Here is a 26,123-nt window from a genome sequence, read left to right as displayed (position 1 = left end):
TCAGATCAGACTCCCAAGGCCTGGCTGCCGAGGCGTTCCGGGACCAGCCCCGAACCCCGCAGCCACACGGCTATCTCTTCCGCGCACGTTCCGACCCCCGACACCCCGCTGCCCTCGACGGCCCGCAGCACCGCCCCGGCGGCCGCCCCGCGGCTCCCGCCCAGGGCCAGGACCTGCGTGACGATGTTGTCGAGGACGACCGGACTGCGCACGTCCAGCGCGCAGTTGTACGTCACCCCCGGCTCGGGCGCCAGCTCCAGGGCGGTGATCCGGCCGGACGCCGCGCCCGCCGCCGGCTCGATGAACAGGCGGGCCTCCATGCAGTGCGCGTCCCGGTCGACGCGGATGCGGCCGGGGGCGGGCAGTACACCCCTGGCCAGCTCCATCTGGAGGGCCACCACGTCCAGGCCGGTCTGCGCCTCGCACATCCGGTAGGCCAGCGGCAGCCGCCCGTTGACCTCGAGGAACCAGTGGCGCCGGCCGCCGTCGCCCGCAGCCGATCCCGCACCCGATCCCGATCCCGATCCGACGATGAACTCGACCGTCGCCACGCCGCGCAAGCCCATCCCGGTGACGAGCCGGGCCGTGTCCGCACGCATCCGCTCGATCAGCTCCGGGGCCACGCCCCGGACGGGCGAGGCCTCCAGCAGCTTCATGCTGCCGTCGACCAGCAGGCTCTCCCGCTCGCCGAGCGGGTGCACGGTCGCGGCCGCGTCCACGGCGACGGTGACCCCGACCACCGCCCCGTGCTCCACGTACCGCTCGGCGTACCAGCCGTCGCCCTCGCCGCCCTCGGCCCCGTCGCCCCCGTCCGCGCCGATCAGCGCGAGCGCCTGCTCCGCCTCGGACTCCGTCCGCACGATGCGCACGCCCAGGCCCCCGCACCCGGTGACCGGCTTGAGGATGACCGGCAGGCCGATGTCCGCCACCAGCTTGGCGATCCGCTCGTGCCCGGTCGCGTGCGGCAGCACGGGCAGGCCCAGCCGGTCGGCGGTGGCGACCGCGTGGTCCTTGTCGCGGGCCGCCGCGAGCACCTCCGCCGTCGGCCCGACGAAGGCGATGCCCGCCGCGGCCAGCAGCCCGGGCAGCTCCGGGTCCTCGGCCAGCGCCCCGTAGCCCGGATAGACGGCTTCGGCGCCGCACCGCCGGGCCGCCTCGACGATCCGGCCCGGGTGGTCGTAGGTCTGCGCGAGCCCTTCGCCTTCGAGGTACTCGCACCCGTCCGCGGCGAGCGCGTGGAGGCGCTGGGGGTCCGACGAGGCGACGACGGCGATCGGCGACCAGCCCAGCGTGCGGAAGGTGTCGGCGGCCCGGGCCGCGATCGCACCGCGGTTGGCGATCAGGACTCTTCTCATGGCCTTCTCCCAGCACCTCTCGTGGCAATCGGTGGCCCGCGGCGGTCCTCACCGGTTCGCGGCGGTTCTCGGTGGCTTCAGCTCTCGGGGTGCGGCTGCCCGAGGGCCCGGTAGTGCGTGACCAGCCGCCGCCGGTCGTCGAGTACGTGGAAGGCCAGCGCCGGGGCCAGCTCGTAGTCCACGGCGGGCAGCCCCTCGAAGGGCAGCGGGACGGTCGAGGCCACCCCGGGCGCCACGAGCAGCGGACGCCCCGCGAACGTCGTGGCCGCGGCGACGTGCGCGTGACCGCACAGCAGGGCCACGACCTGCGGATGCCGTTCCAGCACCGCGGCGAGGCGCTCCTCGCCGAACTGCCGCACCCGGTCCACGTACGGGGTGTGCAGGTCGACCGGCGGGTGGTGGAAGCAGACGAAGACGGGCAGCTCAGCGCCCTCGGCGGTCAGCGTCTCGTCCAGCCACCGCAGCGTCGGGTCGGCGAGCAGGCCCTCGTCGCTGCCCGGGATCGTCGAATCGCACAGCAGGAAGACGGCTCCGGGCGTGCGGACCACCTGGTTCAGCTCCTCGTCCCCGGGCGCCGCGTCGAGCAGCCCCGCGCGGAACGGGCCCCGCCGGTCGTGGTTGCCGGGCAGCACCAGCACCGGGTACGGCAGGTCGAACAGCTTGCGGGCCTGCGCGTACTCGTCCGCCGTCGCGTGGTCGGCGATGTCACCGGTGACCAGTACGGCGTCGATGGGTCCGGGCATGTCGCGCAGGTGGTTCACGACCGTCAGCGCGCGCTGCGTGGCGCGCTCCGAGAGGTCCAGGTGCAGATCGCTGACATGGGCGATGACGGTGGTCGTCACGGCAGGTCTTCCTTCCGGGCTCGGGTCGCCGCGGCCTGGAAACGGGCCCTGACCTCGGCGTTGGTGTGCGCCGAAGTTACCCGCGGGGGCGTGGGCCCACCCCTGGCGATGTGCAGCGCCACCAGATGCGGGCCGGGCCGGCCCTTGATCTCCCCCAGACGGGCGGTGACTTCCTCGGGCGTACGGCAGACCGCGCCCGTGCGGTAGCCGGCCGCGAGCGCCAACTGGTCCCAGCGCACGGCCGTGGTGCGGGTGCGCTGGCCGCCGGTGGAGTCGTACGCGCCGTTGTCGAGCACGAAGTGGGTCAGGTTCGGCGGCCGCCGCTCGCCGGCGAGCGCGAGCCCGCCGAGGTGCATGAGCGCCGCGCCGTCGCCGTCGATGACCACGACGTCCTGGTCGGGGCGGTTCAGCGCGGTGCCGAGGCCCAGGCCGATGGCGTGCCCCATCGACCCCTGCATGTAGAAGTTGCGCGGGTCGTCGACGACACCGAACAGCTCCCGGCTGATCATGCCGGTGGTGCTGTAGACCAGCGCGTCGCCCAGGTGCCCGGCGATGAGGGACACCGCGTCGCGGCGGTCCATCAGGGCGTCCGGGGCGGGCGCCTCCGCCGGGTGGGCGCCGACGGTCTTCGCGGGCACGAGGACGACGAAGGAACGGTTCTCGCGCCGGGCCGCCTCCGCCCGGTCGAGGAGCCCGCCCAGGCTCTCCTCCGCGGGACCGAGGATGCCGTGGGCGACCCCGAGGGCCTCCAGTACGCCGATGGTCCCGGCGCCCATGGCCGCGTGGTGCGGTTCGTCGTCCTCGGCGCGCGGCCAGCCGCGCAGGCTGACGAAGAGCAGCAACGGGATCCCGTACGCCATGGTGAGCGAGGTCAGCGGGTCGAGGAGGTTGCCGAGCCCCGAGTTCTGGGCCAGCACCACGGCCCGGGTCCCGCCCAGCTCGGCGCCGGCGGCCATGGAGAGCGCGATGCCCTCGTTGGGCGCCGGCACGTAGCTCTCCCGCCGCTCCAGCACCGCGAAGGGACCCTTGAGGAAGGAGCACGGCACCCCGCTGAAGAACCCGTACCCGCGGCGGTCCAGCTCCGCGCAGAAGAACTCGGCGCTGATCATGCGCTCCACTCCTCCCACCGGTTCACCTGCGTGAGGCCGAACAGCTCCTTCATCGGGGCGATGGTGTCCTCGACCCCGCCGGTGCCGCCCTGGAGCCGGATCTCGCCGAGGACGTCGCGCATCGCGGAGACCGAGGCGCGCAGCGCGTGGTTCGCGTAGATCACCATCGAGACGCCCGCCGCCTCGGCCTCGGCGAGGTCCCAGTGCGGATAGGTGGTCGGTACGACGACCACGGGCGTGCGGCGCTGCCAGGCCTGGAGGAACTCCAGGATCTCGATCGGCGTGGACTTCTTGGAGTGCATGAGTATCGCGTCGGCCCCGGCGTCCGCGTACAGGTGCGCGCGGCGCAGCGCCTCGGCGAGCCCGGCCCCGGCGATGAGCGCCTCGACGCGGGCGATGACGGTGAAGTCGGCGGTGGTCCGGGCCCGTACGGCGGCCTGGATCCGGCCGGCGAACTCGGCGGCGTCCTCCAGGTTCTGGCCGCCGCCGAGGAAGCTGTTCCGCTTGGGGAACACCTTGTCCTCCAGGCAGATGCCGCCGATGTCGGCCGCCTCGAACTGGCGGACCGTACGGACGACGTTGATGTTGCCGCCGAAGCCGGTGTCGCAGTCCGCGAGCAGCGGCAGCCGGGTCGCCTGGTTCACGTGCGAGCAGGCTTCGAGCAGTTCGGACATGGTCAGCAGGCCGAGGTCGGGCAGGGCCCGGGAGGCGGAGATCTCGAAGCTCGAAGCCCACAGGCCGTCGAACCCGGCCTCCTCGACGAGCAGGGCGGTCAGCGCGTCCCGGGATCCGACGATCCGGGCCAGTGCCCTGCGCTCCAGCAGTTCGCGCAGTCGCGTCGCCTTCGACACTATTCCCCGGCCCTCTGCGCGAAACGGCCGTGGTGCGTACCCGCCACGTCCTCCCCCGCCGACTCGAACACGCAGTGCCAGTGGAAGGAGCCGGGCGCGGCGTGCTCGGCGTCGGTGGCGCCGAGCAGGCGGAACCCGGGGTGCAGGCGCAGCAGGTCGGCGGCGTCCACGTACAGGTGCGGGTGCACCTTGTCGTCGGCGGCACCGGGCTGGCGGAAGGTGTTGGGGCTGACCTCGGTGCCGCGCCCGTACTCGCCGTTGCGCTTGGAGAGCATCGTGGACTGGTAGACACCGCCGGGGCGCAGGACGCGCCGGACCTCGTCGAGCACGCGGCCGAGCCCGGCCTCGTCGTTGTGGTAGACCACGTTGAAGGCGAGGACGTAGTCGAAGCTGTCGTCCGCGTACGGGAGCCGGCCGAAGTCGCCGATGTCGAGGGCGACCCGCACCCCGCGCTTCTCGCTCTCCTCGCGGGCCGCGCGTATCGCGGCCTCGCTCGCGTCGGTGCCCGAGCTGGTGAACCCGGCCTCCGCGAACCAGAGGGCGTGCCGGCCCACGCCGCAGCCGAGGTCCAGTACGTCCTGTGCGCCGAGCTTGCGCAGTCGCGCGGCCTCGTCCACGACCCACGGGTGCGGCCGCGACCAGTCGCCTGTGCGCCCGCTGTCGGTGCGCCAGACCTCGTCCCAGTAGAGATGGGCTGTCATCGGATGACCTCACTCGTGATTACTTTTCAGGGGCGTCGACGGACTCCAGGAGGCCGGCTTCGAGCGATTCGTCCAGCAGCGGCCGCATCGCGTCGAGTGCGCAGCCGGTGGCGTCGAGCGCCTCCGACAGCGGCCGGCGCCCGTCGAATCCACGCAGCAGCCGCAGCCAGTCCGCGTGGGTGAGGTGGTCGATGACGAAGCGGATGCCGCCGTCGACCACGACGTACGAGGTGTTGGCACCCGGTACGTCGTCGAGTACGAGGACGCCCTCGGCGAGGCGGAACACCGAGGCCTCCTCGATCCGTTGCCTCGGGAAGAGCTCCTGCACCTCGGCGCCCTCGAAGTCCGTGACGCGCAGTTCGTACGGGGCGGGCCCGTTCGGCGCGCGGCTGCCCGGGACGTCGACGGCCATCAGGTCGAGGATGCCCAGGTTGACCACGCGCAGGAGCAGTTCGACGTGCCCGGAGCCCTGGTCCCGCTCCAGCCGGCGCAGGGCGCGGTGCATGTTCGCGCCGTCGAGGTACTGGGCGGCGCGCGGGGAGGAGAGGGCCTGCTCGACGAGCTCGTCGCCGCTCTGCGCGAGCATGCGGGTGAAGGTGCGGTGCGTGTGCCGCACGCCCTCGCCCTCGTAGAAGGCCAGCTTGGGCCGGCTGATCACCTCGGCGGGCAGGATGTCCCGTACCGCCTCGCGGATCACCCGCTTGTCCCAGAACAGCCGCTTGCGGTAGGCGCGCGGCACGGTCGCGAGCAGCTCGATGATGCGGTGGTCGAGGAAGGGGACGCGCGCTTCGACGCCGTTGCCGGAGGCGGTGCGGTCCTCCACCCAGAAGTTGTACTGCTGCATGTCCCGGAACTTCCAGGCCAGGTAGGAGCCGTACGGGTCGTCCACCGCGCCGGGGGCGTACGCGCCGACGGCGTCGTCGCTGAGCAGCGGCAGGTCGGTGCCCTCCCACCAGACGGAGAGGGCGGACTGCGAGCCGAGGGCCTTGCGGCGGGCCATGGTGCGCAGGTTGCCCTCGAAGTCCTCCCAGTCGCCGCCGCCGGAGAGGGCGACGCTGTAGCCGCCGCTGAACTCGTCGGCGCCGGAGCCGAGCAGGATCGCCTTGAGCTCGGGGCGCTCGGCGCGCGCGAAGCGGTACATCTCGCTCTTGTAGAACTGCTCGGGGCCGCACAGCGGCGTCTCCATCAGCCAGAGCAGCCGCCGCCACTCGTCGGGGGAGGGGATCCGGTCGGCCCCGAAGGCGACCTGGTGGTTGGGCAGTCCCAGCAGGTCGGCGGTCTCGCGGGCGTACTGCGCGTCCTTGTTGACGACGGTGGCGCCGGTGAGCGCGGAGAAGGTGTGCAGCCCGGTGTGGGCGGCGAGGGAGGTGATGGCGGCGGAGTCCAGGCCCCCGCTGAGGAAGACCCCGATCTCGGCGTCGGCGATGAGGCACTCCCGTACGGAGGAGGCGAGCAGATCGCCCGCGCTCCGCACGAAGAAGCTCTCGGGCAGCCCGCCGGCCTCGGCCGGTGCGGGCAGCTCCCAGTACCGGTGCACGCGGGTGTCCCCACCGCGCAGGCTGATGTCGACGATGGCCCCGGGGGGAACCTGATCGACGCCGACGAACCAGGTCATGGCCTCGTCGTGGCTCATGACGGGCGCGGAGCTGAGCCCCTGGTCGGCGAGGGCGCGCGCCCAGTCCAGCTCACGCGGGCAGTCGGGGTGTGCGAAGAGCGCCTTGACCTCGGAGCCGAAGAGCACGGCGTCGCGGTTGCGGTGGATGAACAGCGGCTTGATGCCGAGCCGGTCGCGGGCGAGCAGCAGCCGCTGCTCCCGCAGGTCGATGACGGCGATGCCGAACATCCCCCGCACGTCGTCGAGGAAGGAGAGCCCCTTCTCCATGTACAGGTGGAGCAGCACTTCGCAGTCGGACTCGCTCCGGAACCGGACCCGCCCCTCGAACCCCTTCTTGAGCTCCCGGTAGTTGTAGATCTCCCCGTTCGCGGCGAGGATGACGTTCCCGTCCTCGCTGATGAACGGCTGCCGCCCGCCCTCGGGGTCGATCAGCGCGAGCCGCGTGAAGGACATGCACGCCGGCCCGGTGTGGTGGAACTGCATGTCATCCGGCCCGCGCGGCCGCAGCGCATGGGCCATGTCCCGGAGGATCGCATCGGCGGACCCGGCGAGAGCGCTTCCGTCCGTGTGGGCGAATCCAGCAATTCCGCACATAAGCCTTCCGATTCCCCTGTGACTGGTGACTGGAGCGGACATGCCACGCCCCCCGGACGGGAGGCGTGGCATGGGGGTCGCTGCTAGCGGACAGCGGCGACGATGGTGCCCTGGTCGACCTTCTTGGCCTCCGGCTTGACGTAAACCTTCATCTGATTCACCTCCGCTCGGCGTCAGCGGTCACCTACTGCCGAACAGCATCCCCACCCCCGGTGTCCCCCCGGTGGCCCCCCAGTGGCGCCCGGGCGCCCCGCGCCCCGGGGGAATCACCTCCAGGAACGTGTGGGACTGTCGTCCAGGTCCGCCATCCTCAACAGGTGCGCCAGAAAAGAGAATTGCCCTACCCCCCGAGGCGGGGGATAGGGCGGCACAACCACGGGCGTCAGGACACGTCGGCGCGAACCGCCTTGCCGATCAATCCGTCCGTGTACGTCACCGTCTTCGCGGTGAAGGCGCCCTTGCCGGTGATCGCCCCGGTCGCGTTCTCGCCCGGGGCGAGTTCCATCGTGGCGATCTGGTCCTCGTCGGCTCCGAGTTCTGCCGTGTGCTTGGTCCCGTTCGTGTCGGTGATCGCGAAGTACAGGGGGTTCACGTTGATCGGCTTGCTGCTGTTGTTCGTGATCGTGACGGACACGCTGGTGTAGTCCTCGCCCTGCGCGATGATGCTCTTCTTGAACTCCGCCTTCTTCGCGACGACGTCGACCGCGGCCTTCTTCTCCGGCGCGGCAGAGGACGGCTTGGAGTCGGGCGCCTTCGCCGGAGCGGACGTCGCAGCGGTCGACGGCGCGGACTCCTTCGCCGTCTTGTCGCTGCTCTCGCCGCCGAGGACCGCCCCGATGACGCCGAGGAGTACGACGAACCCCACGATGCCCAGACACGAGAAGCCGACGATCTTCCCCGCGCTGGACTTCTTCGGCGCCGGGGGCGGGTAGCCGTGGCCGGGCTGCGTCTGGCCGGGCGGCGGGAACTGCTGAGACATGGAAACCCCCACGGTGACTGGTGCGAATCCGGTCACCGTATGGGGACATGACTCCTCGTGTGCGGTAGTACCCAAACCGTGACGATCGAAGGTTCGGCCACCGGTTGCGCTCCCCTGCGATCCCGCCAGGGAGGAGAAAGCGGATCGGGCCCGTGATCAAGGCAGGGGCGACGGCCATGGGCGCAATCTCCAGGGCCACTCCGCCCCGTAGTCGCCCGGTCGGCCACCCATATACAGAGAGAGCCGGTGCAGATTGCTCTGCACCGGCTCTCGACTGGTCTTGCTCTGTCGGGGTGGCGGGATTTGAACCCACGACCTCTTCGTCCCGAACGAAGCGCGCTGCCAAGCTGCGCTACACCCCGATCGCCGCCTTGGCAGCTGCTGCTGTCCTGGCGACATCGATTACTTTAGCGGACCCTCGGCCGGAGACGAAATCCGGTTTTCGCGAGGGGGCCGCAGGGGGTGCTACGCCTTCGGGGTCAGCGTCAGGAGGGTGGCTTCCGGGGGGCAGGCGAAGCGGACCGGGGTGTAGCGGTTCGTGCCGCAGCCCGCCGAGACGTGGAGGTACGCGCGGTGCCCGTTGGCCTCGTGCGTCGAGAGCCCCTTCACGCGCTTCGTGTCCAGGTCGCAGTTGGTGACGAGCGCCCCGTAGAAGGGGATGCACAGCTGCCCGCCGTGCGTGTGCCCCGCCAGGATCAGCGGGTACCGGTCGGCGGTGAACGACTCCAGGACCCGCAGGTACGGGGCGTGCACGACGGCCATCGAGAAGTCGGCGTCCGCCTCCGGCCCGCCCGCGACCCGCTCGTACCGGTCGCGCTTGATGTGCGGGTCGTCGAGCCCGGTGAAGGCGAGCTCCAGCCCGGGCAGTTTCAGGCGGCCGCGGGTGTTGGTGAGGTTCACCCAGCCCGCCGCGTCGAAGGCGTCCCGCATCTCCTCCCACGGGTTGTGCACGGCGCCGACGACCGGCTTGTTGCCGTTCAGCCCGTGCCGCCCCTGGACCTTCTCGATCAGGTAGCGCCCGGGGTTGCGCAGCCGCGGCCCGTAGTAGTCGTTCGACCCGAAGACGTACACCCCGGGGAAGGACATCAGGGGGCCCAGGGCGTCCAGTACCTCCGGAACGCCCTCCGTGTCGGAGAGGTTGTCGCCCGTGTTCACCACGAAGTCCGGCCGCAGGCCGGCCAGCGACTGCAGCCAGGCGCGCTTCTTGTGCTGCCCGCCGACCATGTGGATGTCGGAGACCTGGAGGACGCGCAGCGGGCGCATCCCGGCCGGGAGCACCGGGACGGTGATCCGGCGCAGCCGGAACGACCGCGCCTCGAAACCGGCGGCATAAGCCACACCGGCGGCCCCCACCGCCGCGATCGACGCCGTGACCTTCAGGGGTACTCCGTAACGCGCACGCATGGCCCCATCGTCGCAGACGCGGAAAACCGGCGGGCGCCACCGCCCCTCCACCTGGCAGACTCAGGGTCATGACCACGCTCAAGGCCAAGCTCCAGGAAGACCTCACCACCGCCATCAGGGCGCGCGACGAGCTGCACTCGTCCACGCTGCGCCTGACCCTCGCCGCCATCACCAAGGAGGAGGTCGCGGGCAAGGAGGCGCGTGTGCTCTCCGACGACGAGGTCCTCAAGGTGATCGCCAAGGAGGCGAAGAAGCGCCGCGAGGCCGCGGAGGCCTTCGCGCAGGGCGGTCGTCCCGAGCAGTCCGCGCGGGAGACGGCGGAGGGCGAGTTCCTCGACACCTACCTGCCCAAGCAGCTCAGCGACGAGGAGCTGGGTGCGATCGTGGCGCAGGCCGTCGAGGAGGCCAAGGCCGCGGGTGCCGAGGGGCCGCGGGCCATGGGTGCCGTCATGAAGATCGTGAACCCGAAGGTGGCCGGCCTGGCGGAGGGCGGCCGCGTCGCCGCCGCCGTCAAGAAGCACCTGTCCTGACAGCGAGACAAAGGGCCCCGGCCGCGCGGTGCGCGGCCGGGGCCCTCCGTCTTTCCGTGCTGCCCGCTAGTCCTCGAGGCCGCCGATCACGCCGCCCGGGAACGGGTCGGTCGGATTGTTGCCTCCCGTGGCACCGCCCGTGGCGCCACCCGTCGCACCGGCTGCCGCGCCGCCGGTGGCTCCCGCCGTCTGGCCGCCGGGGCGGCCGCCGGGCTTGTTGTCGCCACCCGGCTTACCGGGCTTGCCCGGCTTGTTCGGGTTCGGATTCGGGGTGGTGGGCCGGCCGCCGCCCGCCGGTGCACCGGTCTCCGGCCCGAGGCCGACCGTGACGAAGCTCGCCGACTCCCGGCCGTCCAGCGCGCCCGAGACCGCCTGCTTCCAGATCGGGCCGGGCAGCCCGCCACCGTAGACCTTGTCGTAGTACTGGCCGCCGATGGTGATGTTCTCCATCGAGACCTGCTTCGCGCCGCCCGAGCCGACCCACGTCGCACCCGCCATGTTCGGCGTGTACCCGACGAACCAGGCGTTGTAGCGGCTGTCGGTGGTGCCGGTCTTGCCGGCGCTCTGCCGGTCGGTCAGACCCGCCGCCGTACCCGTACCGGAGTCGATCACGCCGAGCAGCAGCGTGTTGACGGTGTCGGCGGTCTTCTCGCTCATCACGCGGTCGCACTTCGACTTCGGCACGGCCAGCGCCTTGCCGTGCGCGTCGGTGATGGACTCCAGGGCGACGGGGGTGCAGTACACGCCGCGGTTGGCGAAGGTCGCGTACGCGTTCGCCATGGTCAGCGGGGACATGCCCTCGGTGCCGAGCGCGATCGCCGGGACCTCCGGCAGCTTCGTCCCGTCGGCCGGGATCACACCGAGCTTGGTGGTCATCTCGGTCACGGGGCAGAGCCCGTTCTCGGAGATCATCTCCACGAAGTACGTGTTGACCGACTTGGCCATCGCGTCCTTCATCGCGTACGGGCCGACCTCGGACTCCGACTCGTTCTCCACCCGGTCGTGCGAGGTGTTCACCCACGGCTTGTCGCCGCAGGTCTGCACCGGGCTCGGGTACTCCATGTCGTGCGGGGACTGGTACGTCTTGCCCGGCGCCACGCCCCGCTCCAGGGCCGCGGCCGCGACGAAGGGCTTGAAGGTCGAACCGGTCGGGAAGCCGAAGTTCGATCCGCCCATCCGCTTGTCGACCGAGAAGTTGATCTGCGTCTCGTTCTTCCCGAAGCCGTACGGCTTGGACTGGCCCATCCCGAGCACCCGGCCCGTACCCGGCTGCACCAGGGTGACGGCCGTGGCGACCTTGTCGTCCTGGTTGACGTGGTCCTTGATCGACTCGTTGACGGACTCCTGGGACTGCGGGTCCAGCGTCGTGCGCACCGTCAGGCCGCCCTGGTTCCAGAGCTTGGCCCGCTCCTCGCGGGTCTTGCCGAAGACGGGGTCGGTCAGGAAGGTGTTGCGCACGTAGTCGCAGAAGAAGCCCGCGCCCTTGACCGCGGTGATGCAGCCGTTCTTCGGCCGCGTCACCTTCAGCGTCACCGGCTTCTTCTTCGCCTCGTCCGCCTCGGTCTGCGAGATGTCCTTCATGTCGGCCATCCGCTGGAGGACGACGTTGCGGCGCTTCATCGCCTCCTGCGCGTCGTTCACCGGGTCGAACCGGCTCGGCGACTGCACCACGCCCGCCAGCAGCGCCGACTCGTCCAGGGTCAGGTCCTTGGCCGGCTTGCTGAAGTAGCGCTGAGCGGCGGATTCGATTCCGTATGCCTGCTGGCCGAAGTACGTGATGTTGAGGTAGTTCTCGAGGATCTTCTTCTTCCCGAGTTCCTCTTCGACCTGGATCGCGTACTTCAGCTCGCGGACCTTGCGGCCGAGGCTCTTCTCCTGGGCCTCGCGCACCTTGGTCTCGTCATCGCCGGCCTCTTCGACGAACACGTTCTTCACGTACTGCTGCGTGAGCGTGGAGGCGCCCTGTGCGGCTCCGCCCTCCTGCGCGTTGCGGTTGACCGCGCGCAGGATGCCCTTCGCGTCGACCGCGCCGTGCTCGTAGAAACGCGAGTCCTCGATCGCGACGATCGCCTTCTGCATGTACGGGGAGATCGCCGTCAGCGGCACCACCTGCCGGTCTCGCGAATAGACCGTGGCGATCAGGCCACCCTCGGCGTCCAGAATCGTCGTGCGCTGACTCAGCGGCGGTGTCTTGAGATTGGCCGGGATCTCGTCGAATCCCTCGACCGTTCCCTTGGCGGCGAGCCCGAGGGCGCCTGCGCCCGGGATCGCGATGCCGGCCAGCACAACTCCGGAGAGAACGGACACCCCGAGGAACTTGGCCGCCTGCTGCGGCCCCGTGAGCCCGGCGCCCGAGCGCTTCTTTCCCATGGAGGGCAGCCTACGTTCTCATTCGCCGGACACGCGCGAATGCCTTGGCCTAAGCTGTCCTCAACTGTCACAGCAGTGCGGTGCGACATCAACCCCTCGGCTTGATTTTCACCCTTCCCGAATGGGGTGGACGTATGTCCGAATCTCGCCCCTCACTCTGACGGTCGCTCGTCCATGGTCCGCCGATTCCACCCGAATTGCCGGAATGGTCGGGCATGTCGCCGGATCACTCCGTCGGGTGATCTGCCGCTTACCCATAGTCCGTTCGGACCATTCAAGATTGGGCCCGTCGGGGGTGTTGCACTGTGCTCGCCTTCCGTAACGTCCTCAACTGGCAGCGGTGAATATGCCGCTACCGCCGTGGGGGAGCCTCGATTCGGGAGAGGACGGCGCCGGGATGGGCTGGGTTACCGACTGGAGTGCGCAGGCAGCCTGCCGCACTACCGATCCGGATGAACTGTTCGTTCAAGGAGCGGCACAGAACAGGGCCAAGGCGGTGTGCACCGGATGTCCGGTGCGGACCGAGTGCCTGGCCGACGCGCTCGACAATCGTGTCGAGTTCGGAGTATGGGGCGGAATGACCGAGCGGGAGCGCCGCGCACTGCTGCGCCGGCGTCCCACCGTCACCTCGTGGCGACGGCTGCTCGAAACCGCACGCACGGAGTACGAGCGCAGTACGGGCATCCTCACCGTGGATGTCGATGCGGACATGGCGGACCTGGCGGACATGGACGTCGCGTACGAGACGTACGCGGCAGCCGGGTAGGCCGTACGGACGGCCGGGCCTGCGAACGGGCGGGCCTGCGAACGCCTACGCTCCGGCCGGCACCCCGGCCGCGAGTCGCTCTCCGATGGCCCGCAGCCCGGCGAGGTCGTGCACATCGCCGGGCAGGGCGGCCACCTCGGCCACCGCGACCTCGGGGTGCAGCGAGGTGAAACGATCGCGTGTGCGCTGTTCACGCGCGATCACCTGCATCCGCTCGGCATGCAGACGCAGCAGTCCCGCGGTGATCTCGTCCACATCGGCGTCCAGGTCGGCGTCGAGGTCGGTGTCCAGGTCAGCGTCGGCGTCCACGGAGCGGTCGGCACCGGCGTCCGCCGCGTCGGCCCCTGCCCCGTCGGCTTCCGCGGCCGAGTCACGAAGTCCAGCATTCCCGGACCTCTGATCGACAATGCCGCCTTCTTCAAGATTCTCTGCGGCTGCCAACGCCCGCTCGGCGGACAGCTGGTCGGCGCCGCTGCCGTGCACCCGGTTCAGTACGAGACCGGCCAGCGGCATGTTCTCCGCGGCCAGCCGCTGCACGAAGTACGCCGCCTCCCGCAGCGCGTCGGGCTCGGGCGCCGCGACCACGAGGAAGGCCGTACCCGGAGCCTGGAGCAGCCGGAAGGTCGCGTCCGCGCGGGTGCGGAAGCCCCCGAACATCGTGTCCATCGCCGCCACGAACGTCTGTACGTCCTTCAGCAGCGAGGCGCCCATCAGCTTGCTCAGCGTGCCGGTCATCAGGGACATGCCGACGTTGAGGAACTTCATCCCTGCCCGGCCGCCCACCTTCGCCGGAGCCATCAGCACCCGGATGAACTTCCCGTCCAGGAAGGACCCCAGCCGCTTCGGCGCGTCGAGGAAGTCCAGCGCGGACCGGCTCGGCGGGGTGTCCACGACGATCAGGTCCCAGTCGTCGCGGGCCCGCAGCTGGCCCAGCTTCTCCATCGCCATGTACTCCTGCGTGCCGGCGAAGCCGGCCGACAGCGACTGGTAGAAGGGGTTGGCGAGGATGGCCTCCGCCCGCTCGGCGTCCGCGTGCCCCTCGACGATCTCGTCGAAGGTCCGCTTCATGTCCAGCATCATGGCGTGCAGTTCGCCGCCGTCCGCTCCTTCGACCCCCTTCACCCGGCGGGGGGTGTTGTCCAGCGAGTCGATCCCCATCGACTGCGCGAGCCGCCGCGCCGGGTCGATGGTCAGCACGACCACCTTCCGCCCGCGCTCCGCCGCCCGTACGCCGAGGGCCGCGGCGGTCGTGGTCTTGCCGACCCCGCCCGCGCCGCAGCAGACGATGATCCGCGTCCCGGGGTCGTCGAGCAGCCGGTCCACGGGCAGCCGCGGGGCCGCGTCCATGCGGGCGCCGGCCTTCGTTCCGGTCGTGGCCTCGGTCATTCGTCGCCCGCCTGCTTCCGCAGCTCCGAGGCCAGCTCGTAGAGCCCGGCCAGATCCATTCCCGCGCCGAGCAGCGGGAGTTCGTACGTCGCCACGTCCAGCTGCTCCAGTACGGTGCGCTGCGCGCGCTCCAGCTCCACCCGGCTCGCGTGCTCGGCGGCCTGCGCGAGCAGCGGGTCCACCAGCCGCTCCGCGAGCCCGCCGCGCCGCGCGCCGCCCAGGCCCGCCCGGGACAGCGCCTTCGCCACGTCGGCCCGGCGCTCGCCGGCGGCGGCGCGCAGGGCGTCCTCGTCCAGGTGGTGCGGCCGCACCATGTTGACGACGACCCGCCCCACGGGCAGTCCGGCCTGCTCCAGCTCGGCGATCCCGTCGGCGGTCTCCTGGACGGGCATCTCCTCCAGCAGCGTGACCAGGTGGACGGCCGTCTCCGGCGACTTGAGCACCTTCATGACGGCCTGCGCCTGGTTGTGGATCGGCCCGAACCGGGCCAGCCCCGCCACCTCGTCGTTGACGTTCAGGAAGCGGGTGATCCGCCCGGTCGGCGGCGCGTCCATGATCACGTGGTCGTAGACGTACCGCCCGGTCTTGTCCTTGCGCCGGACCGCCTCGCACGCCTTGCCGGTCAGCAGGACGTCCCGCAGTCCGGGCGCGATGGTCGTCGCGAAGTCGATGGCGCCGAGCTTCTTGAGGGCGCGGCCGGCGGATCCCAGCTTGTAGAACATCTGGAGGTAGTCGAGGAGCGCCCGCTCGGCGTCGATGGCCAGGGCGAAGACCTCCCCGCCGCCCGAGGCGACGGCGATCTTCCGCTCCTCGTACGGGAGCGCCTCGGCCCCGAAGAGCTGCGCGATCCCCTGCCTGCCCTCGACCTCGACCAGCAGCGTCCGTCTGCCCTCGCGCGCGAGGGCGAGCGCGAGTGCCGCGGCGACCGTGGTCTTTCCGGTTCCGCCCTTGCCGCTGACCACCTGGAGCCTGCTCACAGCGTCTGAGCCTAACCACTCGCCCCTCGGGCTGCGCATGAGCCCTCTGTCTCACGCGTTACGCTCGCCCCCATGACCAAGAAGTTCGAATACGCGACGGTCCCCCTGCTGGTCCACGCCACCAAGCAGATCCTGGACACCTGGGGCGAGGACGGCTGGGAGCTCGTCCAGGTCGTGCCGGGCCCCAACAACCCCGAGCAGCTCGTGGCCTACCTCAAGCGGGAGAAGGCATGAGCGGCGCTGTCGAGGCGAAGCTGGCAGAGCTCGGCCTGACCCTGCCGGACGTCGTCCCGCCGCTGGCCGCGTACCAGCCGGCCGTGCGGTCGGGCTCGTACGTCTTCACCGCGGGGCAGCTCCCGATGGTCCGGGGCAGCCTGCCGGTGACCGGCAAGGTCGGCGCCGAGGTCTCGCCGGAGCAGGCCAAGGAACTGGCCGCGGTCTGCGCGCTGAACGCCCTGGCCGCGGTGAAGTCCGTGATCGGTGACCTCGACAAGATCGAGCGCATCGTGAAGGTCGTCGGCTTCGTCGCCTCGGCCCCGGACTTCACGGGCCAGCCGGGCGTGCTGAACGGTGCGAGCGAGCTGCTGGGCGAGGTGCTCGGCGAGAAGGGCGTCCACGCCCGCAGCGCGGTCGGCGTGGCGGTCCTGCCGCTGGACGCCCCGGTCGAGGTCGAGCTCCAGGTCGAGGTTTCCGCTTCCTGACCGGATGCGCCCGTCCCGTCCCGACGCGACGGGCCCTTCCTGACGCGCCGCGCCCCTTCTCGGTGCGCCGTACCCCCGCTTGACGCGCCACGCGCGCACTTCGGCCCTGGCGGGCCCCGCCGGCTCCGTGCCGCCGCGCCGGACTCCGTCCGGCGGTCCGCCGGGGCCGTTCGCGTCCGGCTCCCGCGACCCGGAGTCCCCCTCCACCCGGTCCGACACCCGTCCGGGCCCGCCCCGGGGGGCTCTCGAACATCGGGCCGGATACCCGTAGCATCCCGACATGCCGAATGGTCAGCACGGTCAGCAGCAGCCCCCCGCCGGAGGCCAGTGGTACCCGCCGGAGTGGCCCGACCGCATCCGCGCGCTCATGGACGGTTCCCTCGTCCCGGTGGAACCCCGCCGGGCCGCCACCGTCATGCTGCTCCGCGACACCCCCGCCGGACCCGCCGTGCACATGCTGCGCCGCAAGGCCTCCATGGCCTTCGCGGGCGGCGCGTACGCCTACCCCGGCGGCGGGGTCGACCCCCGCGACGAGGACCACCTCGTCGGCTGGGCCGGTCCTGGCCGGGAGGAATGGGCCGCCCGCCTCGCCACCGACCCCCGCACCGCCCAGGCGATCGTGTGCGGCGCCGTGCGCGAGACCTTCGAGGAGGCCGGCGTCCTGCTCGCCGGCGAGTCCCCCGACACCGTCGTGGGCGACACGACCGGCGACGACTGGGAGGCCGATCGCGCGGCCCTCGTCGCCCGCGAGCTCAGCTTCGCCGATTTCCTCGACCGCCGGGGCCTGCTCCTGCGCTCCGACCTGCTCGGCGCCTGGGCCCGCTGGATCACCCCGGAGTTCGAGCCCCGCCGCTACGACACCTGGTTCTTCGTCGCCGCCCTCCCGGAGGGGCAGCGCACCCGCAACGCCTCCACCGAGGCCGACCGGACCGTCTGGATCCGCCCCGCGGACGCCGCCGCCGGGTACGACGAGGGCGAGCTGCTGATGATGCCGCCCACCATCTCCACGCTGCGCTCCCTGGAGCCGTACGGGAGCGCGGTGGACGCCCTCACCGCGGCCACCGCCCAGGACCTGACCCCCGTACTGGCCGAGGCCACGCTGGAGAACGGCGAGCTGGTGCTCAGCTGGCCCGGCCACGACGAGTTCACCAAGCACGTCCGACTCGGAGGCACCCCGTGACGAACGCCGCCGCTCTGCCCGGACAGCCCCGAGGAATCGTCACTTCGGGGCCCGCCACCGCCCGCGCGGTCAACGTCCTGGCGCCCAACGCCTCCGCGATGACCCTGGACGGCACCAACACCTGGCTCGTCTCGGAGCCCGGCTCCGCGGAGGCCGTCGTCATCGACCCCGGCCCGCTGGACGAGGCCCACCTGCGGGCCGTCGTGGCGGCCGCCGAGCAGGCCGGCAAGCGGATCGCGCTGACCCTCCTCACCCACGGCCACCCCGACCACGCCGAGGGCGCGGGCCGGTTCGCCGAGCTGACCCGTACGAAGGTCCGCGCGCTGGACCCGGCCCTGCGCCTCGGCGACGAAGGGCTCGGCGCCGGGGACGTGATCCGCACCGGCGGCCTGGAGCTGCGCGTGGTCGCGACCCCCGGCCACACCGCCGACTCGCTCTGCTTCCACCTGCCCGCCGACCGCGCCGTCCTGACCGGGGACACGATCCTCGGCCGCGGCACCACCGTCGTGGCCCACCCCGACGGCCGCCTCGGCGACTACCTGGACTCGCTGCGCCGGCTGCGCTCGCTGACGGTCGACGACGGCGTGCACACGGTGCTCCCGGGCCACGGGCCGGTCCTGGACGACGCGCAGGGAGCGGTGGAGTTCTACCTGGCCCACCGCGCGCACCGGCTCGCGCAGGTCGAGACCGCCGTGGAGGACGGGTACACGACCCCGGCGGCGGTGGTCGCCCACGTCTACGCGGACGTGGACCGCTCGCTGTGGCCGGCCGCGGAATGGTCCGTACGGGCGCAGCTGGAGTACCTTCAAGATCACGGACTGATCCCGGGGGGACCCGAATGAACACGCTTTTCCTGCTGCTCGCGCTGATCGCCACGGCCGCGTGGATCACTTCTTCGGTGACCCTGCGCATGAAGGCCCTGGAGCGCCGCTCGGAGCGGCTGGAGCGCCGGCTGGGCCTGCTCCTGGACCACTTCGGCATCGAGGAGCCGGAGCCGGCGGGGCTGGACGAGGTACGGGCGCTCGTGCGCGACGGCCGCACCGTGGAGGCCATCAAGGTCTACCGGCGGATCACCGGGGCCGGTCTGCTGGAGGCGAAGCAGGCGGTCGAGGCGCTGACCGAGGTCTGACGGCCTCAAGCCGCGACGGCTCGGACGCCCTTGCGCGGCGACGGCTCCGACGCCCCTGCCCGGAGACGCCAGAGGGGCCCCGCCCGACCGGGCAGGACCCCTCCACGCACATCCGGAGCGCGGTCAGCGCGACCGCTTCGCCAGCCGCTCCACGTCCAGCAGGATGACCGCGCGGGCCTCCAGGCGGAGCCAGCCGCGGCCCGCGAAGTCCGCGAGGGCCTTGTTGACCGTCTCGCGGGAGGCGCCGACCAGCTGGGCCAGCTCTTCCTGCGTCAGGTCGTGCACGACGTGGATGCCTTCCTCGGACTGCACGCCGAAGCGGCGCGACAGGTCCAGGAGGGCGCGGGCGACGCGGCCCGGGACGTCGGAGAAGACCAGGTCGGACATCTGGTCGTTGGTCTTGCGCAGGCGCCGTGCCACCGCGCGCAGCAGCGCGGTCGCGACCTCGGGCCGGGCGTTGAGCCAGGGCTGCAGGTCGCCGTGGCCGAGGCCGAGCAGCTTGACCTCGGTCAGGGCGGTGGCGGTGGCGGTACGCGGGCCGGGGTCGAACAGCGAGAGCTCGCCGATCAGCTCACCGGGGCCGAGGACGGCCAGCATGTTCTCGCGACCGTCGGGGGAGGTGCGGTGCAGCTTCACCTTGCCCTCGGTCACGACATACAGCCGGTCGCCGGGGTCGCCCTCGTGGAACAGGGCGTCACCGCGTGCGAGGGTCACCTCGCCCATGGAGGCGCGGAGCTCCGCGGCCTGCTCATCATCGAGCGCCGCGAAGAGCGGGGCGCGCCGCAGAACGTCGTCCACGAGTGTCTCTCCTATGTCGACCGGCTCAGGGGGACCTGGTCCCCCATTTTGCCGGACGGCTCAAACAGTGCGATCAATCACTACCAAGGATGCCGGACGTACGCCCGTGCTGTGCGGTGAGAGGCCAATCAGAGTGGTGTTACCTGAGGTCCAGGCGGGTGTCGGCGCCCGGCCTTAGGCTGGCCGGGTGTCCAACAAGCCGGTGAGAGCACAGGCCAAGGGGTCCGCAGGAGTGACGGGCGGGCCCAATTCAGCTGTGGGCGAACAAGCCCCCGAGAAGACGCCCGGGAAGCGCCGGACGGCCCCGCCGAGCTCCCAGGGCAAAGGTTCGGCCAAGAAACCGGAATCGCATCTGGCGATGGTGCGCCGGGCCCGCCGCATCAACCGCGAGCTCGCCGAGATCTATCCGTACGCCCACCCCGAGCTCGACTTCCGGAACCCCTTCGAGCTGCTGGTCGCCACGGTCCTCTCCGCGCAGACCACCGACCTGCGCGTGAACCAGACGACCCCGGCCCTGTTCGCCGCCTACCCGACCCCCGAGGACATGGCCGCGGCCGTGCCCGAGGATCTGGAGGAGATCATCCGGCCGACCGGGTTCTTCCGGGCGAAGGCGCGCTCCCTCCTCGGCCTCTCGCAGGCCCTGCGGGACGACTTCGGCGGGAACGTGCCGGGCCGGATCGAGGACCTGGTGAAGCTCCCGGGAGTCGGCCGCAAGACGGCCAACGTGGTCCTCGGCAATGCGTTCGGAGTCCCGGGGATCACCGTGGACACCCACTTCGGCCGGCTGGTGCGCCGCTGGAAGTGGACGGAGCAGGAGGACCCGGAGAAGGTCGAGGCGGAGATCTGCGCGATCTTCCCGAAGAGCGAGTGGACGATGCTCTCGCACCGCGTCGTCTTCCACGGCCGCCGGATCTGCCACTCCCGCAAGCCCGCCTGCGGAGCCTGCCCGATCGCCCCGCTCTGTCCGGCGTACGGGGAGGGCGAGACGGACCCGGAGAAGGCACTGAAGCTGCTCAAGTACGAGAAGGGCGGCCAGCCCGGACAGCGGCTGAGCCCGCCGCCGGACTACCCGGGCCTCCCGGCCACGCCGCTGGGCGCGGGCCGGGGCGCCGAGGCCGCCGAGGCGGCACCGGCCGGCCCCTGAGACCGGAACGCGGGACGGCAGAAGCACGCAGCACGGCCGCGGGCCGCCGCACGGCGGCCCGCGGAGGAACCAATCCGGCCCGGGGCCGCGTTGTCCCCGTATCGGGACGGCGACGGTGTCGGCGACGGCAGGGAGCAGGGGTGCCTATGACGCGCGGAGCGCGGGACGAGAGCGGTGTGACCCAGGCGGCCGCGCCGCCGCGGCGGGGCGGGGCTCAGGACCCGTACGAGGACCAGGGCGCCCTGCGCGTCAGCACCCAGGGCCTGCCCGGGTGGCTCGGTCCCGTCGTCGAGGCGGTGCGGACGGTCCGGCCGACCCAGCTCAGCCGGTTCCTGCCGCCCGAGGACGGCCGGGGACGCCAGTCCGCCGTGCTGATCCTCTTCGGCGAAGGCCCCCGCGGCCCCGAGCTGCTGCTCATGGAGCGCGCCGGAACCCTGCGCTCGCACGCCGGCCAGCCCTCGTTCCCCGGCGGCGCCCTCGACCCGGAGGACGGCGATCCGCACACCACCGGCCCGCTGCGGGCCGCCCTGCGCGAGGCCGAGGAGGAGACCGGGCTCGATCCCGCGGGCGTCCAGCTCTTCGGCGTCCTGCCGCGCCTGTACATCCCGGTCAGCGAGTTCGTCGTGACCCCGGTGCTCGGCTGGTGGCGCGACCCCAGCCCCGTCGGCGCCGTGGACCCGGCCGAGACCGCCCGCGTCTTCACGGTTCCCGTGGCCGATCTCACGGATCCCGATCACCGGGTCACGGCCGTCCACCCGAGCGGCCACCTGGGGCCCGCTTTCACCGTCGAATCGGCTCTGGTCTGGGGTTTTACCGCCGGAGTGATCGACCGGATCCTGCATTTCGCCGGATGGGAGCTGCCGTGGGACCGATCGAGGCAGGTCCCGCTCGACTGGCGCGCATGAGACGGTGACCCTCGTGAACGTGCTGGACATCCTGTTGCTGCTCGCCGCCGTGTGGTTCGCGATCGTCGGCTACCGCCAGGGGTTCGTCGTCGGCATCCTGTCGGTGATCGGCTTCCTCGGCGGTGGTCTCATCGCCGTGTCCCTGCTCCCGCTGGTCTGGGACCGGGTGACCGACAACGGCACCCAGGTGTCCACCACGGTCGTGGTCATCGCCGTCGTCGTGATCATCGTCTGTGCCTCGATCGGGCAGGCCTTCACCACCCATCTGGGCAACCGCCTGCGCCGCCACATCACGTGGTCGCCGGCGCGCGCCCTCGACGCGACCGGCGGGGCCCTGGTCAACGTCGTCGCGATGCTGCTCGTGGCGTGGCTGATCGGCTCCGCCCTCGCCGGGACGTCACTTCCCACGCTGGGCAAGGAAGTACGCAACTCCAAGGTGCTGCTGGGCGTCTCGCGGGTGCTGCCCGCCCAGGCCAACACCTGGTTCTCCGACTTCAGCTCCACCCTCGCGCGCAGCGGCTTCCCGCAGGTCTTCAGCCCGTTCTCGAACGAGCCGATCACCGAGGTGAAGGCGCCCGATCCGGCGCTCGCCCGCAGCCCCGTCGCCGAGGCGGCCAAGCGCTCGATCGTGAAGGTCGTCGGTACCGCGCCGAGCTGCAGCAAGGTCCTGGAGGGCACCGGCTTCGTCTTCGCGCCCGGCAAGGTCATGACCAACGCGCACGTCGTCGGCGGGGTCGGCGAGCCGACCGTGCAGATCGGCGGCGAGGGCAAGCTCTACGACGGCAAGGTCGTGCTCTACGACTGGGAGCGCGACATCGCCGTACTGGACGTGCCCAAGCTGAAGGCGCCCGCGCTGGAGTTCACCGACAAGGACGCGACGAGCGGCAGCGACGCGATCGTCGCCGGATTCCCGGAGAACGGCGCGTACGACGTCCGCGCGGCGCGCGTCCGCGGCCGGATCAACGCCAACGGTCCGGACATCTACCACCGGGGCACCGTCCGCCGCGATGTCTACTCGCTGTACGCGACCGTCCGCCAGGGCAACTCCGGCGGGCCGCTGCTGACGCCCGACGGCAAGGTGTACGGGGTCGTCTTCGCGAAGTCGCTCGACGACCCGAACACCGGGTACGCGCTGACGGCGGACGAGGTCCGCGACGACATCCGGATCGGGAAGGTCTCCGACCGGCGGGCCGACAGCCAGGGCTGCGCCCTCTGATCCGTACGGGCCCGCGTGATCCGTACGGGCCCGCGTGATCCGTACGGGCCCGCGCGGGCCCGTACGGGACGGGGCGCGGCCGGCGCCACGTCCGTGTCCACGGCCCTGTCTACGTCCGTGGATGCCGCAGGCGTGCCGAGACCCAGCGGGCCCGGCGGCGCAGGATGCGTGGAATCCCGAGTCGGGGGTCGTGGCCGTCCCGGCCCGTCCTCCCGTGCGTGCCCGGCGTCGCTGCCGGGCGGCGTTCGCGTGCGGTGTCACCGTAGTCGTGCGTCCAGCCCATACAACGAGCTGTGCCCGGGCCCCAAGGTCGGTAACCCCGTCCGGGGCGGCCAATTGGCCTATGCGCCAGGCAATTGAATGTTCGTAAGACAGTCGTACTGATGGTTGGTCAGCTGAGATCCCGTCGGCTCAGCGGTCCGGCTCGGAGTCCTTCAGCCAGTTCACCAGCTCGGTCGAGAAGGCCGCGGGATCCTCCTCGTGGGGGAAGTGCCCGAGGCCGTCGAACAGCCGCCACCGGTACGGGGCTTCGACGTACTCCCCGGAGCCGGCCGCGCTCCGGGTCCGCATCACCGGGTCGAGCGAGCCGTGCAGGTGCAGCGTCGGCACGCGCACCGGCCGCTTCATCCGGCGGTTGAACTGGAGCCCGTCCGGCCGGGCCATGGACCGCATCATCCAGCGGTACGGCTCGATCGAGCAGTGCGCGGTGGACGGGATGCACATCGCGCGCCGGTACACCTCGAGGTCCTCTTCCGCGGGCGGCAGAGGACCGGACCACTCCCGGATCAGCTCGCCCACGAGCGCCCCGTCGTCGGCGACGAGCTGCCGCTCCGGGATGAACGGCCGCTGGAAGCCCCAGATGTGCGAACTGGCCCGGGTCTGGCCGAAGTCGGAGAGCATCGCCGAGCGCCAGCGCCGCGGGTGCGGCATCGAGGAGACCACGAGCCTGCGCACCAGCTTGGGCCGCATCACGGCCGCGGTCCAGGCGAGGTAGCCGCCCAGGTCGTGCCCGACGAGGGCGGCGTCCGGCTCGCCGAGGGACCGTACGACCCCGGTGATGTCCAGCGCCAGGTTCGCGGGGTCGTAGCCGCGCGGGGTGCGGTCGCTGCCGCCCACCCCGCGCAGGTCCATCGCGACCGCCCGGTACCCGGCGTCGGCGAGCGCGGTCAGCTGGTGCCGCCACGTCCACCAGAACTGCGGGAAGCCGTGCAGCAGCAGGACCAGCGGTCCGTCGCCCATCTCGGCCACGTGGAACCGGGCCCCGTTGGCCGCGACGTCCCGGTGGGTCACCGCCCTCCCGCCGGGCACATCGATCCGGACCGCCGTCGCGGCGGTGGGCGGAGTGCTGGAGTCCGGTGAGGGCGCTGTCATGAGGACGAGCGTGCCACACCCACGGCCTGGTCACTCACCGACCGCGAGTGGGGCTTGAGCGTCCCGACGACCGCCGCGGTCTGCTTGACGGAGGCGATGGTCTTCTCCGGCGGCTTGACCTTCTTGAACTTCGATACGGCGATCAGCGCCAGCAAGCCCGCGAGCAGCAGGAACGCCACGCCGACGATGAGGAACGACCAGGCCAGCCCGAGCCCGAGGTTGTGGATCCCGTACGCCGCGGCGAAGCTCAGCACGGGGAGGGCGAACAGGGCGAACACCCCTGCGATCCCGATGGCGGTGCCGCCGATGCCCACGCGCTTGACGTCCTGGCGGATCTCCGCCTTGGCGAGGGCGATCTCGTCGTGCACCAGGGCGGACATCTCGGCGGTGGCCGAGGCGACCAGCTGGCCGAGTGTGCGCTCGGCTCCTTGCGCCCCTTGGTCCACTGCGCTCATCGCTCTCTCCCTCTGTCATCTGCCGTCGTCTGCTGTCGACGCCCTGCGCGGCGGCTGTCCTTCGCCCGGCACGGCGTCAGTTCAGATCATGCCGGACGGTCGCGCTCGGCGCTGGACCCGGTGGCCGCTTCGAGCGCGGCGGCCGTGGCCGCCTCGGCCCTGCGCCGGTGCTCCGCGGCCTTCGCCTCGTAGATCTTCGCCATCCGCAGGTGGTACTCGGGCTTGTCCTGCTCGTAGATGTCCGGGATGCCGTCGAGGTCCTCGTCGCGCTCCTCGTCCTCGGTGAGGGCCCGGTAGGTGCGGTTGCGGAGCTTGAGCATGACGCTCGCGACGACGGCGGCGATGAGGGAGCCGAACAGGACGGCGGCCTTCACCTCGTCGGTGAGGGTCTCGTCGCCGGTGAAGGCGAGCTCGCCGATGAGGAGCGAGACGGTGAAGCCGATGCCGGCGAGGGAGGCCACGGCGAGCACGTCGGGCCAGGCCAGGTCCTCGTTGAGTTCGGCCCTGGTGAAGCGGGCGGCCAGCCAGGTGCCGCCGAAGATGCCCACGGCCTTGCCGACGACCAGGCCGAGGACGACGCCGAGGGTCTCGGGCCGGGTGAAGACCTGGGCGATGGCGTCGTCGGAGAGCGAGACCCCGGCGGAGAACAGCGCGAAGAGCGGGACGGCCAGGCCGGCCGAGACGGGCCGCACGAGGTGCTCGATGTGCTCGCCGGGGGAGGTCTCCTCGCCTTCCCTGCGGGAGCAGCGGAGCATCAGGCCCATGGCCACGCCGGCGATGGTGGCGTGGACGCCGCTGTTGTACATCAGGCCCCAGATGACCAGGGCGAGCGGGACGTACACGTACCAGCCGCGGACGCCCTTGCGGAGCAGGAACCAGAAGACGACCAGGCCCAGGACCGCGCCGCCGAGGGCCAGGAAGTCGATCTCGCTGGTGAAGAACACCGCGATGATCATGATGGCGAAGAGGTCGTCGACGACGGCGAGGGTCAGCAGGAAGGCGCGCAGCGCGGACGGCAGTGAGGTGCCGATGACGGCCAGGACGGCGAGGGCGAAGGCGATGTCGGTCGCGGTCGGGACGGCCCAGCCGCTCATCGAGCCGCCGCCCGCCGTGTTGACCAGTACGTAGACCAGCGCGGGCATCGCCATGCCGCAGACGGCGGCGATCACCGGGAGGGCGGCCGCCTTGGGGTCGCGCAGATCGCCCGCGACGAGCTCGCGCTTGAGCTCGATGCCGGCGACGAAGAAGAAGATGGCCAGCAGCCCGTCGGCCGCCCAGTGCTGGATCGACAGGTCCAGGCCGAGGGAGGCGGGGCCTATGTGGAAGTCGCTGACGGCGGCGTAGCTGCCGGAGAGGGCGGGGATGTTCGCCCACAGCAGGGCGGCGATGGCGGCCACGAGCAGGAGCACGCCGCCGACGGTCTCGGCGCGCAGGGCGTCGGCCACGAAGCGCCGTTCGGGCAGGGAGAGCCTGCCGAGGAACCTGCGGCTGTGGCGGTCGGTGGGGCTGGGCGCGGCCACGGGGGACACCTCCGGGTGGGTTGGACGGCATGGTGGAACTCGTTGCCGACCAGACTTCCCGGCGCACCCTGTGGACTTGCATTTTTACGCTTCGCATATTTTACAGGGTTGCGCGGGGACGTATCCGGCGATCTTCACTTTATGTGCGAAAGGGGCATCCGGCGCGACGCGCCGGATGCCCCTTTCACTCGGTCGGTGCAGCTCGGGTCCGTCCCGGGAGGGTCG

The 26,123-nt window shown here is 71.5% G+C and carries 25 protein-coding genes and 1 tRNA gene; 10 read left to right on the top strand and 16 right to left on the bottom strand.

Features of this window, described 5'->3' with window-relative positions; all coding sequences use genetic code 11:
- Positions 1-5 precede the first annotated feature (5 nt).
- The 9 genes from ACFY1T_RS08865 to ACFY1T_RS08825 form a co-directional block, all read right to left on the bottom strand.
- Positions 6-1,355, bottom strand: a complete 1,350-nt coding sequence (locus tag ACFY1T_RS08865; protein WP_390787588.1) for a biotin carboxylase N-terminal domain-containing protein — start codon at positions 1,353-1,355, stop codon at positions 6-8.
- Positions 1,356-1,432: 77 nt separating this feature from the next.
- Positions 1,433-2,197 carry a metallophosphoesterase gene (locus ACFY1T_RS08860; protein WP_390787587.1) on the bottom strand — a complete coding sequence of 255 codons (765 nt, stop codon included), beginning with the start codon at positions 2,195-2,197 and terminating at the stop codon, positions 1,433-1,435.
- Positions 2,194-3,306, bottom strand: coding sequence for a phosphonopyruvate decarboxylase (aepY, locus tag ACFY1T_RS08855; protein ID WP_390787586.1), 1,113 nt, complete (start codon positions 3,304-3,306; stop codon positions 2,194-2,196). Before aepY ends, ACFY1T_RS08860 begins: the two co-directional genes overlap by 4 nt.
- On the bottom strand, positions 3,303-4,157 hold the full coding sequence (locus ACFY1T_RS08850) for an isocitrate lyase/phosphoenolpyruvate mutase family protein (protein ID WP_390787585.1): 855 nt from the start codon (positions 4,155-4,157) through the stop codon (positions 3,303-3,305). The genes aepY and ACFY1T_RS08850 overlap by 4 nt, the downstream gene beginning before the upstream one ends.
- Positions 4,157-4,858, bottom strand: coding sequence for a class I SAM-dependent methyltransferase (locus ACFY1T_RS08845; RefSeq protein WP_390787584.1), 702 nt, complete (start codon positions 4,856-4,858; stop codon positions 4,157-4,159). Before ACFY1T_RS08845 ends, ACFY1T_RS08850 begins: the two co-directional genes overlap by 1 nt.
- A 19-nt stretch (positions 4,859-4,877) precedes the next feature.
- Positions 4,878-7,067, bottom strand: coding sequence for an asparagine synthase (glutamine-hydrolyzing) (asnB, locus tag ACFY1T_RS08840; RefSeq protein WP_390787583.1), 2,190 nt, complete (start codon positions 7,065-7,067; stop codon positions 4,878-4,880).
- Positions 7,068-7,449: 382 nt separating this feature from the next.
- The gene (locus ACFY1T_RS08835; RefSeq protein ID WP_390787582.1) at positions 7,450-8,046 is read right to left on the bottom strand and encodes a DUF4352 domain-containing protein; all 597 of its coding nucleotides are present in this window, start codon (positions 8,044-8,046) and stop codon (positions 7,450-7,452) included.
- A gap of 288 nt (positions 8,047-8,334) precedes the next feature.
- Positions 8,335-8,408, bottom strand: a tRNA-Pro gene (locus tag ACFY1T_RS08830).
- Between the two features lie 103 nt (positions 8,409-8,511).
- The gene (locus tag ACFY1T_RS08825; protein ID WP_053690980.1) at positions 8,512-9,450 is read right to left on the bottom strand and encodes a metallophosphoesterase; all 939 of its coding nucleotides are present in this window, start codon (positions 9,448-9,450) and stop codon (positions 8,512-8,514) included.
- A 68-nt stretch (positions 9,451-9,518) separates the two neighbouring features.
- Here ACFY1T_RS08825 and ACFY1T_RS08820 point away from each other — a divergent pair, with 68 nt between their 5' ends.
- Entirely contained in the window at positions 9,519-9,980 is a 462-nt protein-coding gene (locus tag ACFY1T_RS08820; protein ID WP_053690981.1) for a GatB/YqeY domain-containing protein, read from the top strand.
- 66 nt (positions 9,981-10,046) lie between these two features.
- Here ACFY1T_RS08820 and ACFY1T_RS08815 read toward each other — a convergent pair whose 3' ends face one another.
- Complete coding sequence (locus ACFY1T_RS08815; protein WP_390787581.1) at positions 10,047-12,350, bottom strand: transglycosylase domain-containing protein; 2,304 nt, start codon at positions 12,348-12,350, stop codon at positions 10,047-10,049.
- A gap of 397 nt (positions 12,351-12,747) precedes the next feature.
- Here ACFY1T_RS08815 and ACFY1T_RS08810 point away from each other — a divergent pair, with 397 nt between their 5' ends.
- Positions 12,748-13,116 carry a WhiB family transcriptional regulator gene (locus ACFY1T_RS08810; protein WP_030866184.1) on the top strand — a complete coding sequence of 123 codons (369 nt, stop codon included), beginning with the start codon at positions 12,748-12,750 and terminating at the stop codon, positions 13,114-13,116.
- 45 nt (positions 13,117-13,161) lie between these two features.
- Here ACFY1T_RS08810 and ACFY1T_RS08805 read toward each other — a convergent pair whose 3' ends face one another.
- Both ACFY1T_RS08805 and ACFY1T_RS08800 read right to left on the bottom strand, forming a co-directional pair.
- Positions 13,162-14,502: an ArsA family ATPase gene (locus tag ACFY1T_RS08805; protein WP_390787580.1), complete on the bottom strand. Its 1,341-nt coding sequence runs from the start codon at positions 14,500-14,502 to the stop codon at positions 13,162-13,164.
- The gene (locus ACFY1T_RS08800; protein WP_390787579.1) at positions 14,499-15,479 is read right to left on the bottom strand and encodes an ArsA family ATPase; all 981 of its coding nucleotides are present in this window, start codon (positions 15,477-15,479) and stop codon (positions 14,499-14,501) included. Before ACFY1T_RS08800 ends, ACFY1T_RS08805 begins: the two co-directional genes overlap by 4 nt.
- Positions 15,480-15,551: 72 nt before the next feature.
- On the opposite strand from ACFY1T_RS08800, the gene ACFY1T_RS08795 reads away from it, so the two are divergent.
- From ACFY1T_RS08795 to ACFY1T_RS08775, 5 genes are all read left to right on the top strand, one after another.
- Positions 15,552-15,713 (top strand): DUF4177 domain-containing protein, encoded by a 162-nt coding sequence (locus ACFY1T_RS08795; RefSeq protein ID WP_007264966.1) that lies wholly within the window; start codon positions 15,552-15,554, stop codon positions 15,711-15,713.
- On the top strand, positions 15,710-16,180 hold the full coding sequence (locus tag ACFY1T_RS08790) for a RidA family protein (protein WP_030866174.1): 471 nt from the start codon (positions 15,710-15,712) through the stop codon (positions 16,178-16,180). The genes ACFY1T_RS08795 and ACFY1T_RS08790 overlap by 4 nt, the downstream gene beginning before the upstream one ends.
- A gap of 280 nt (positions 16,181-16,460) precedes the next feature.
- Entirely contained in the window at positions 16,461-17,360 is a 900-nt protein-coding gene (locus ACFY1T_RS08785) for an NUDIX hydrolase (protein WP_390787578.1), read from the top strand.
- A complete protein-coding gene (locus ACFY1T_RS08780) occupies positions 17,357-18,202 on the top strand; it encodes an MBL fold metallo-hydrolase (protein ID WP_390787577.1) in 846 nt (281 codons plus the stop codon). The genes ACFY1T_RS08785 and ACFY1T_RS08780 overlap by 4 nt, the downstream gene beginning before the upstream one ends.
- Positions 18,199-18,489, top strand: a complete 291-nt coding sequence (locus tag ACFY1T_RS08775) for a hypothetical protein (RefSeq protein WP_030866169.1) — start codon at positions 18,199-18,201, stop codon at positions 18,487-18,489. Before ACFY1T_RS08780 ends, ACFY1T_RS08775 begins: the two co-directional genes overlap by 4 nt.
- 123 nt (positions 18,490-18,612) lie before the next feature.
- Here ACFY1T_RS08775 and ACFY1T_RS08770 read toward each other — a convergent pair whose 3' ends face one another.
- The gene (locus ACFY1T_RS08770; protein ID WP_003981529.1) at positions 18,613-19,287 is read right to left on the bottom strand and encodes a Crp/Fnr family transcriptional regulator; all 675 of its coding nucleotides are present in this window, start codon (positions 19,285-19,287) and stop codon (positions 18,613-18,615) included.
- Positions 19,288-19,543: 256 nt separating this feature from the next.
- Between ACFY1T_RS08770 and nth the strand changes: the two genes are divergently transcribed.
- The 3 genes from nth (at position 19,544) to ACFY1T_RS08755 (ending at position 22,552) form a co-directional block, all read left to right on the top strand.
- Positions 19,544-20,431: an endonuclease III gene (gene nth, locus ACFY1T_RS08765; protein WP_390787576.1), complete on the top strand. Its 888-nt coding sequence runs from the start codon at positions 19,544-19,546 to the stop codon at positions 20,429-20,431.
- A 146-nt stretch (positions 20,432-20,577) separates the two neighbouring features.
- Positions 20,578-21,336 carry an NUDIX hydrolase gene (locus ACFY1T_RS08760; RefSeq protein ID WP_390787575.1) on the top strand — a complete coding sequence of 253 codons (759 nt, stop codon included), beginning with the start codon at positions 20,578-20,580 and terminating at the stop codon, positions 21,334-21,336.
- A gap of 13 nt (positions 21,337-21,349) precedes the next feature.
- Positions 21,350-22,552 carry a MarP family serine protease gene (locus tag ACFY1T_RS08755; protein ID WP_030866164.1) on the top strand — a complete coding sequence of 401 codons (1,203 nt, stop codon included), beginning with the start codon at positions 21,350-21,352 and terminating at the stop codon, positions 22,550-22,552.
- Between the two features lie 411 nt (positions 22,553-22,963).
- On the opposite strand, the gene ACFY1T_RS08750 is transcribed toward ACFY1T_RS08755, so the two are convergent.
- The 3 genes from ACFY1T_RS08750 to nhaA form a co-directional block, all read right to left on the bottom strand.
- Positions 22,964-23,923, bottom strand: coding sequence for an alpha/beta fold hydrolase (locus ACFY1T_RS08750; protein ID WP_390787574.1), 960 nt, complete (start codon positions 23,921-23,923; stop codon positions 22,964-22,966).
- The gene (locus ACFY1T_RS08745; RefSeq protein WP_390787573.1) at positions 23,920-24,378 is read right to left on the bottom strand and encodes a phage holin family protein; all 459 of its coding nucleotides are present in this window, start codon (positions 24,376-24,378) and stop codon (positions 23,920-23,922) included. Before ACFY1T_RS08745 ends, ACFY1T_RS08750 begins: the two co-directional genes overlap by 4 nt.
- An 86-nt stretch (positions 24,379-24,464) precedes the next feature.
- Positions 24,465-25,898 carry a Na+/H+ antiporter NhaA gene (nhaA, locus tag ACFY1T_RS08740; RefSeq protein ID WP_390787572.1) on the bottom strand — a complete coding sequence of 478 codons (1,434 nt, stop codon included), beginning with the start codon at positions 25,896-25,898 and terminating at the stop codon, positions 24,465-24,467.
- Positions 25,899-26,123: the final 225 nt, after the last annotated feature.

It is taken from the genome of Streptomyces sp. NPDC001194 (assembly GCF_042896985.1).
Taxonomy (GTDB): domain Bacteria; phylum Actinomycetota; class Actinomycetes; order Streptomycetales; family Streptomycetaceae; genus Streptomyces.
This window is presented reverse-complemented; position numbering and strand designations above follow the sequence as displayed.

Coding starts and splice junctions, on each gene's coding strand:
- ACFY1T_RS08865 (WP_390787588.1), bottom strand. CDS start 1,355: ATGAGAAGAGTCCTGATCGCCAACCGCGGTGCGATCGCGGCCCGGGCC.
- aepY (WP_390787586.1), bottom strand. CDS start 3,306: ATGATCAGCGCCGAGTTCTTCTGCGCGGAGCTGGACCGCCGCGGGTAC.
- ACFY1T_RS08845 (WP_390787584.1), bottom strand. CDS start 4,858: ATGACAGCCCATCTCTACTGGGACGAGGTCTGGCGCACCGACAGCGGG.
- asnB (WP_390787583.1), bottom strand. CDS start 7,067: ATGTGCGGAATTGCTGGATTCGCCCACACGGACGGAAGCGCTCTCGCC.
- ACFY1T_RS08835 (WP_390787582.1), bottom strand. CDS start 8,046: ATGTCTCAGCAGTTCCCGCCGCCCGGCCAGACGCAGCCCGGCCACGGC.
- ACFY1T_RS08825 (WP_053690980.1), bottom strand. CDS start 9,450: ATGCGTGCGCGTTACGGAGTACCCCTGAAGGTCACGGCGTCGATCGCG.
- ACFY1T_RS08820 (WP_053690981.1), top strand. CDS start 9,519: ATGACCACGCTCAAGGCCAAGCTCCAGGAAGACCTCACCACCGCCATC.
- ACFY1T_RS08815 (WP_390787581.1), bottom strand. CDS start 12,350: ATGGGAAAGAAGCGCTCGGGCGCCGGGCTCACGGGGCCGCAGCAGGCG.
- ACFY1T_RS08810 (WP_030866184.1), top strand. CDS start 12,748: ATGGGCTGGGTTACCGACTGGAGTGCGCAGGCAGCCTGCCGCACTACC.
- ACFY1T_RS08805 (WP_390787580.1), bottom strand. CDS start 14,502: ATGACCGAGGCCACGACCGGAACGAAGGCCGGCGCCCGCATGGACGCG.
- ACFY1T_RS08795 (WP_007264966.1), top strand. CDS start 15,552: ATGACCAAGAAGTTCGAATACGCGACGGTCCCCCTGCTGGTCCACGCC.
- ACFY1T_RS08790 (WP_030866174.1), top strand. CDS start 15,710: ATGAGCGGCGCTGTCGAGGCGAAGCTGGCAGAGCTCGGCCTGACCCTG.
- ACFY1T_RS08785 (WP_390787578.1), top strand. CDS start 16,461: ATGCCGAATGGTCAGCACGGTCAGCAGCAGCCCCCCGCCGGAGGCCAG.
- ACFY1T_RS08775 (WP_030866169.1), top strand. CDS start 18,199: ATGAACACGCTTTTCCTGCTGCTCGCGCTGATCGCCACGGCCGCGTGG.
- ACFY1T_RS08760 (WP_390787575.1), top strand. CDS start 20,578: ATGACGCGCGGAGCGCGGGACGAGAGCGGTGTGACCCAGGCGGCCGCG.
- ACFY1T_RS08750 (WP_390787574.1), bottom strand. CDS start 23,923: ATGACAGCGCCCTCACCGGACTCCAGCACTCCGCCCACCGCCGCGACG.
- ACFY1T_RS08745 (WP_390787573.1), bottom strand. CDS start 24,378: ATGAGCGCAGTGGACCAAGGGGCGCAAGGAGCCGAGCGCACACTCGGC.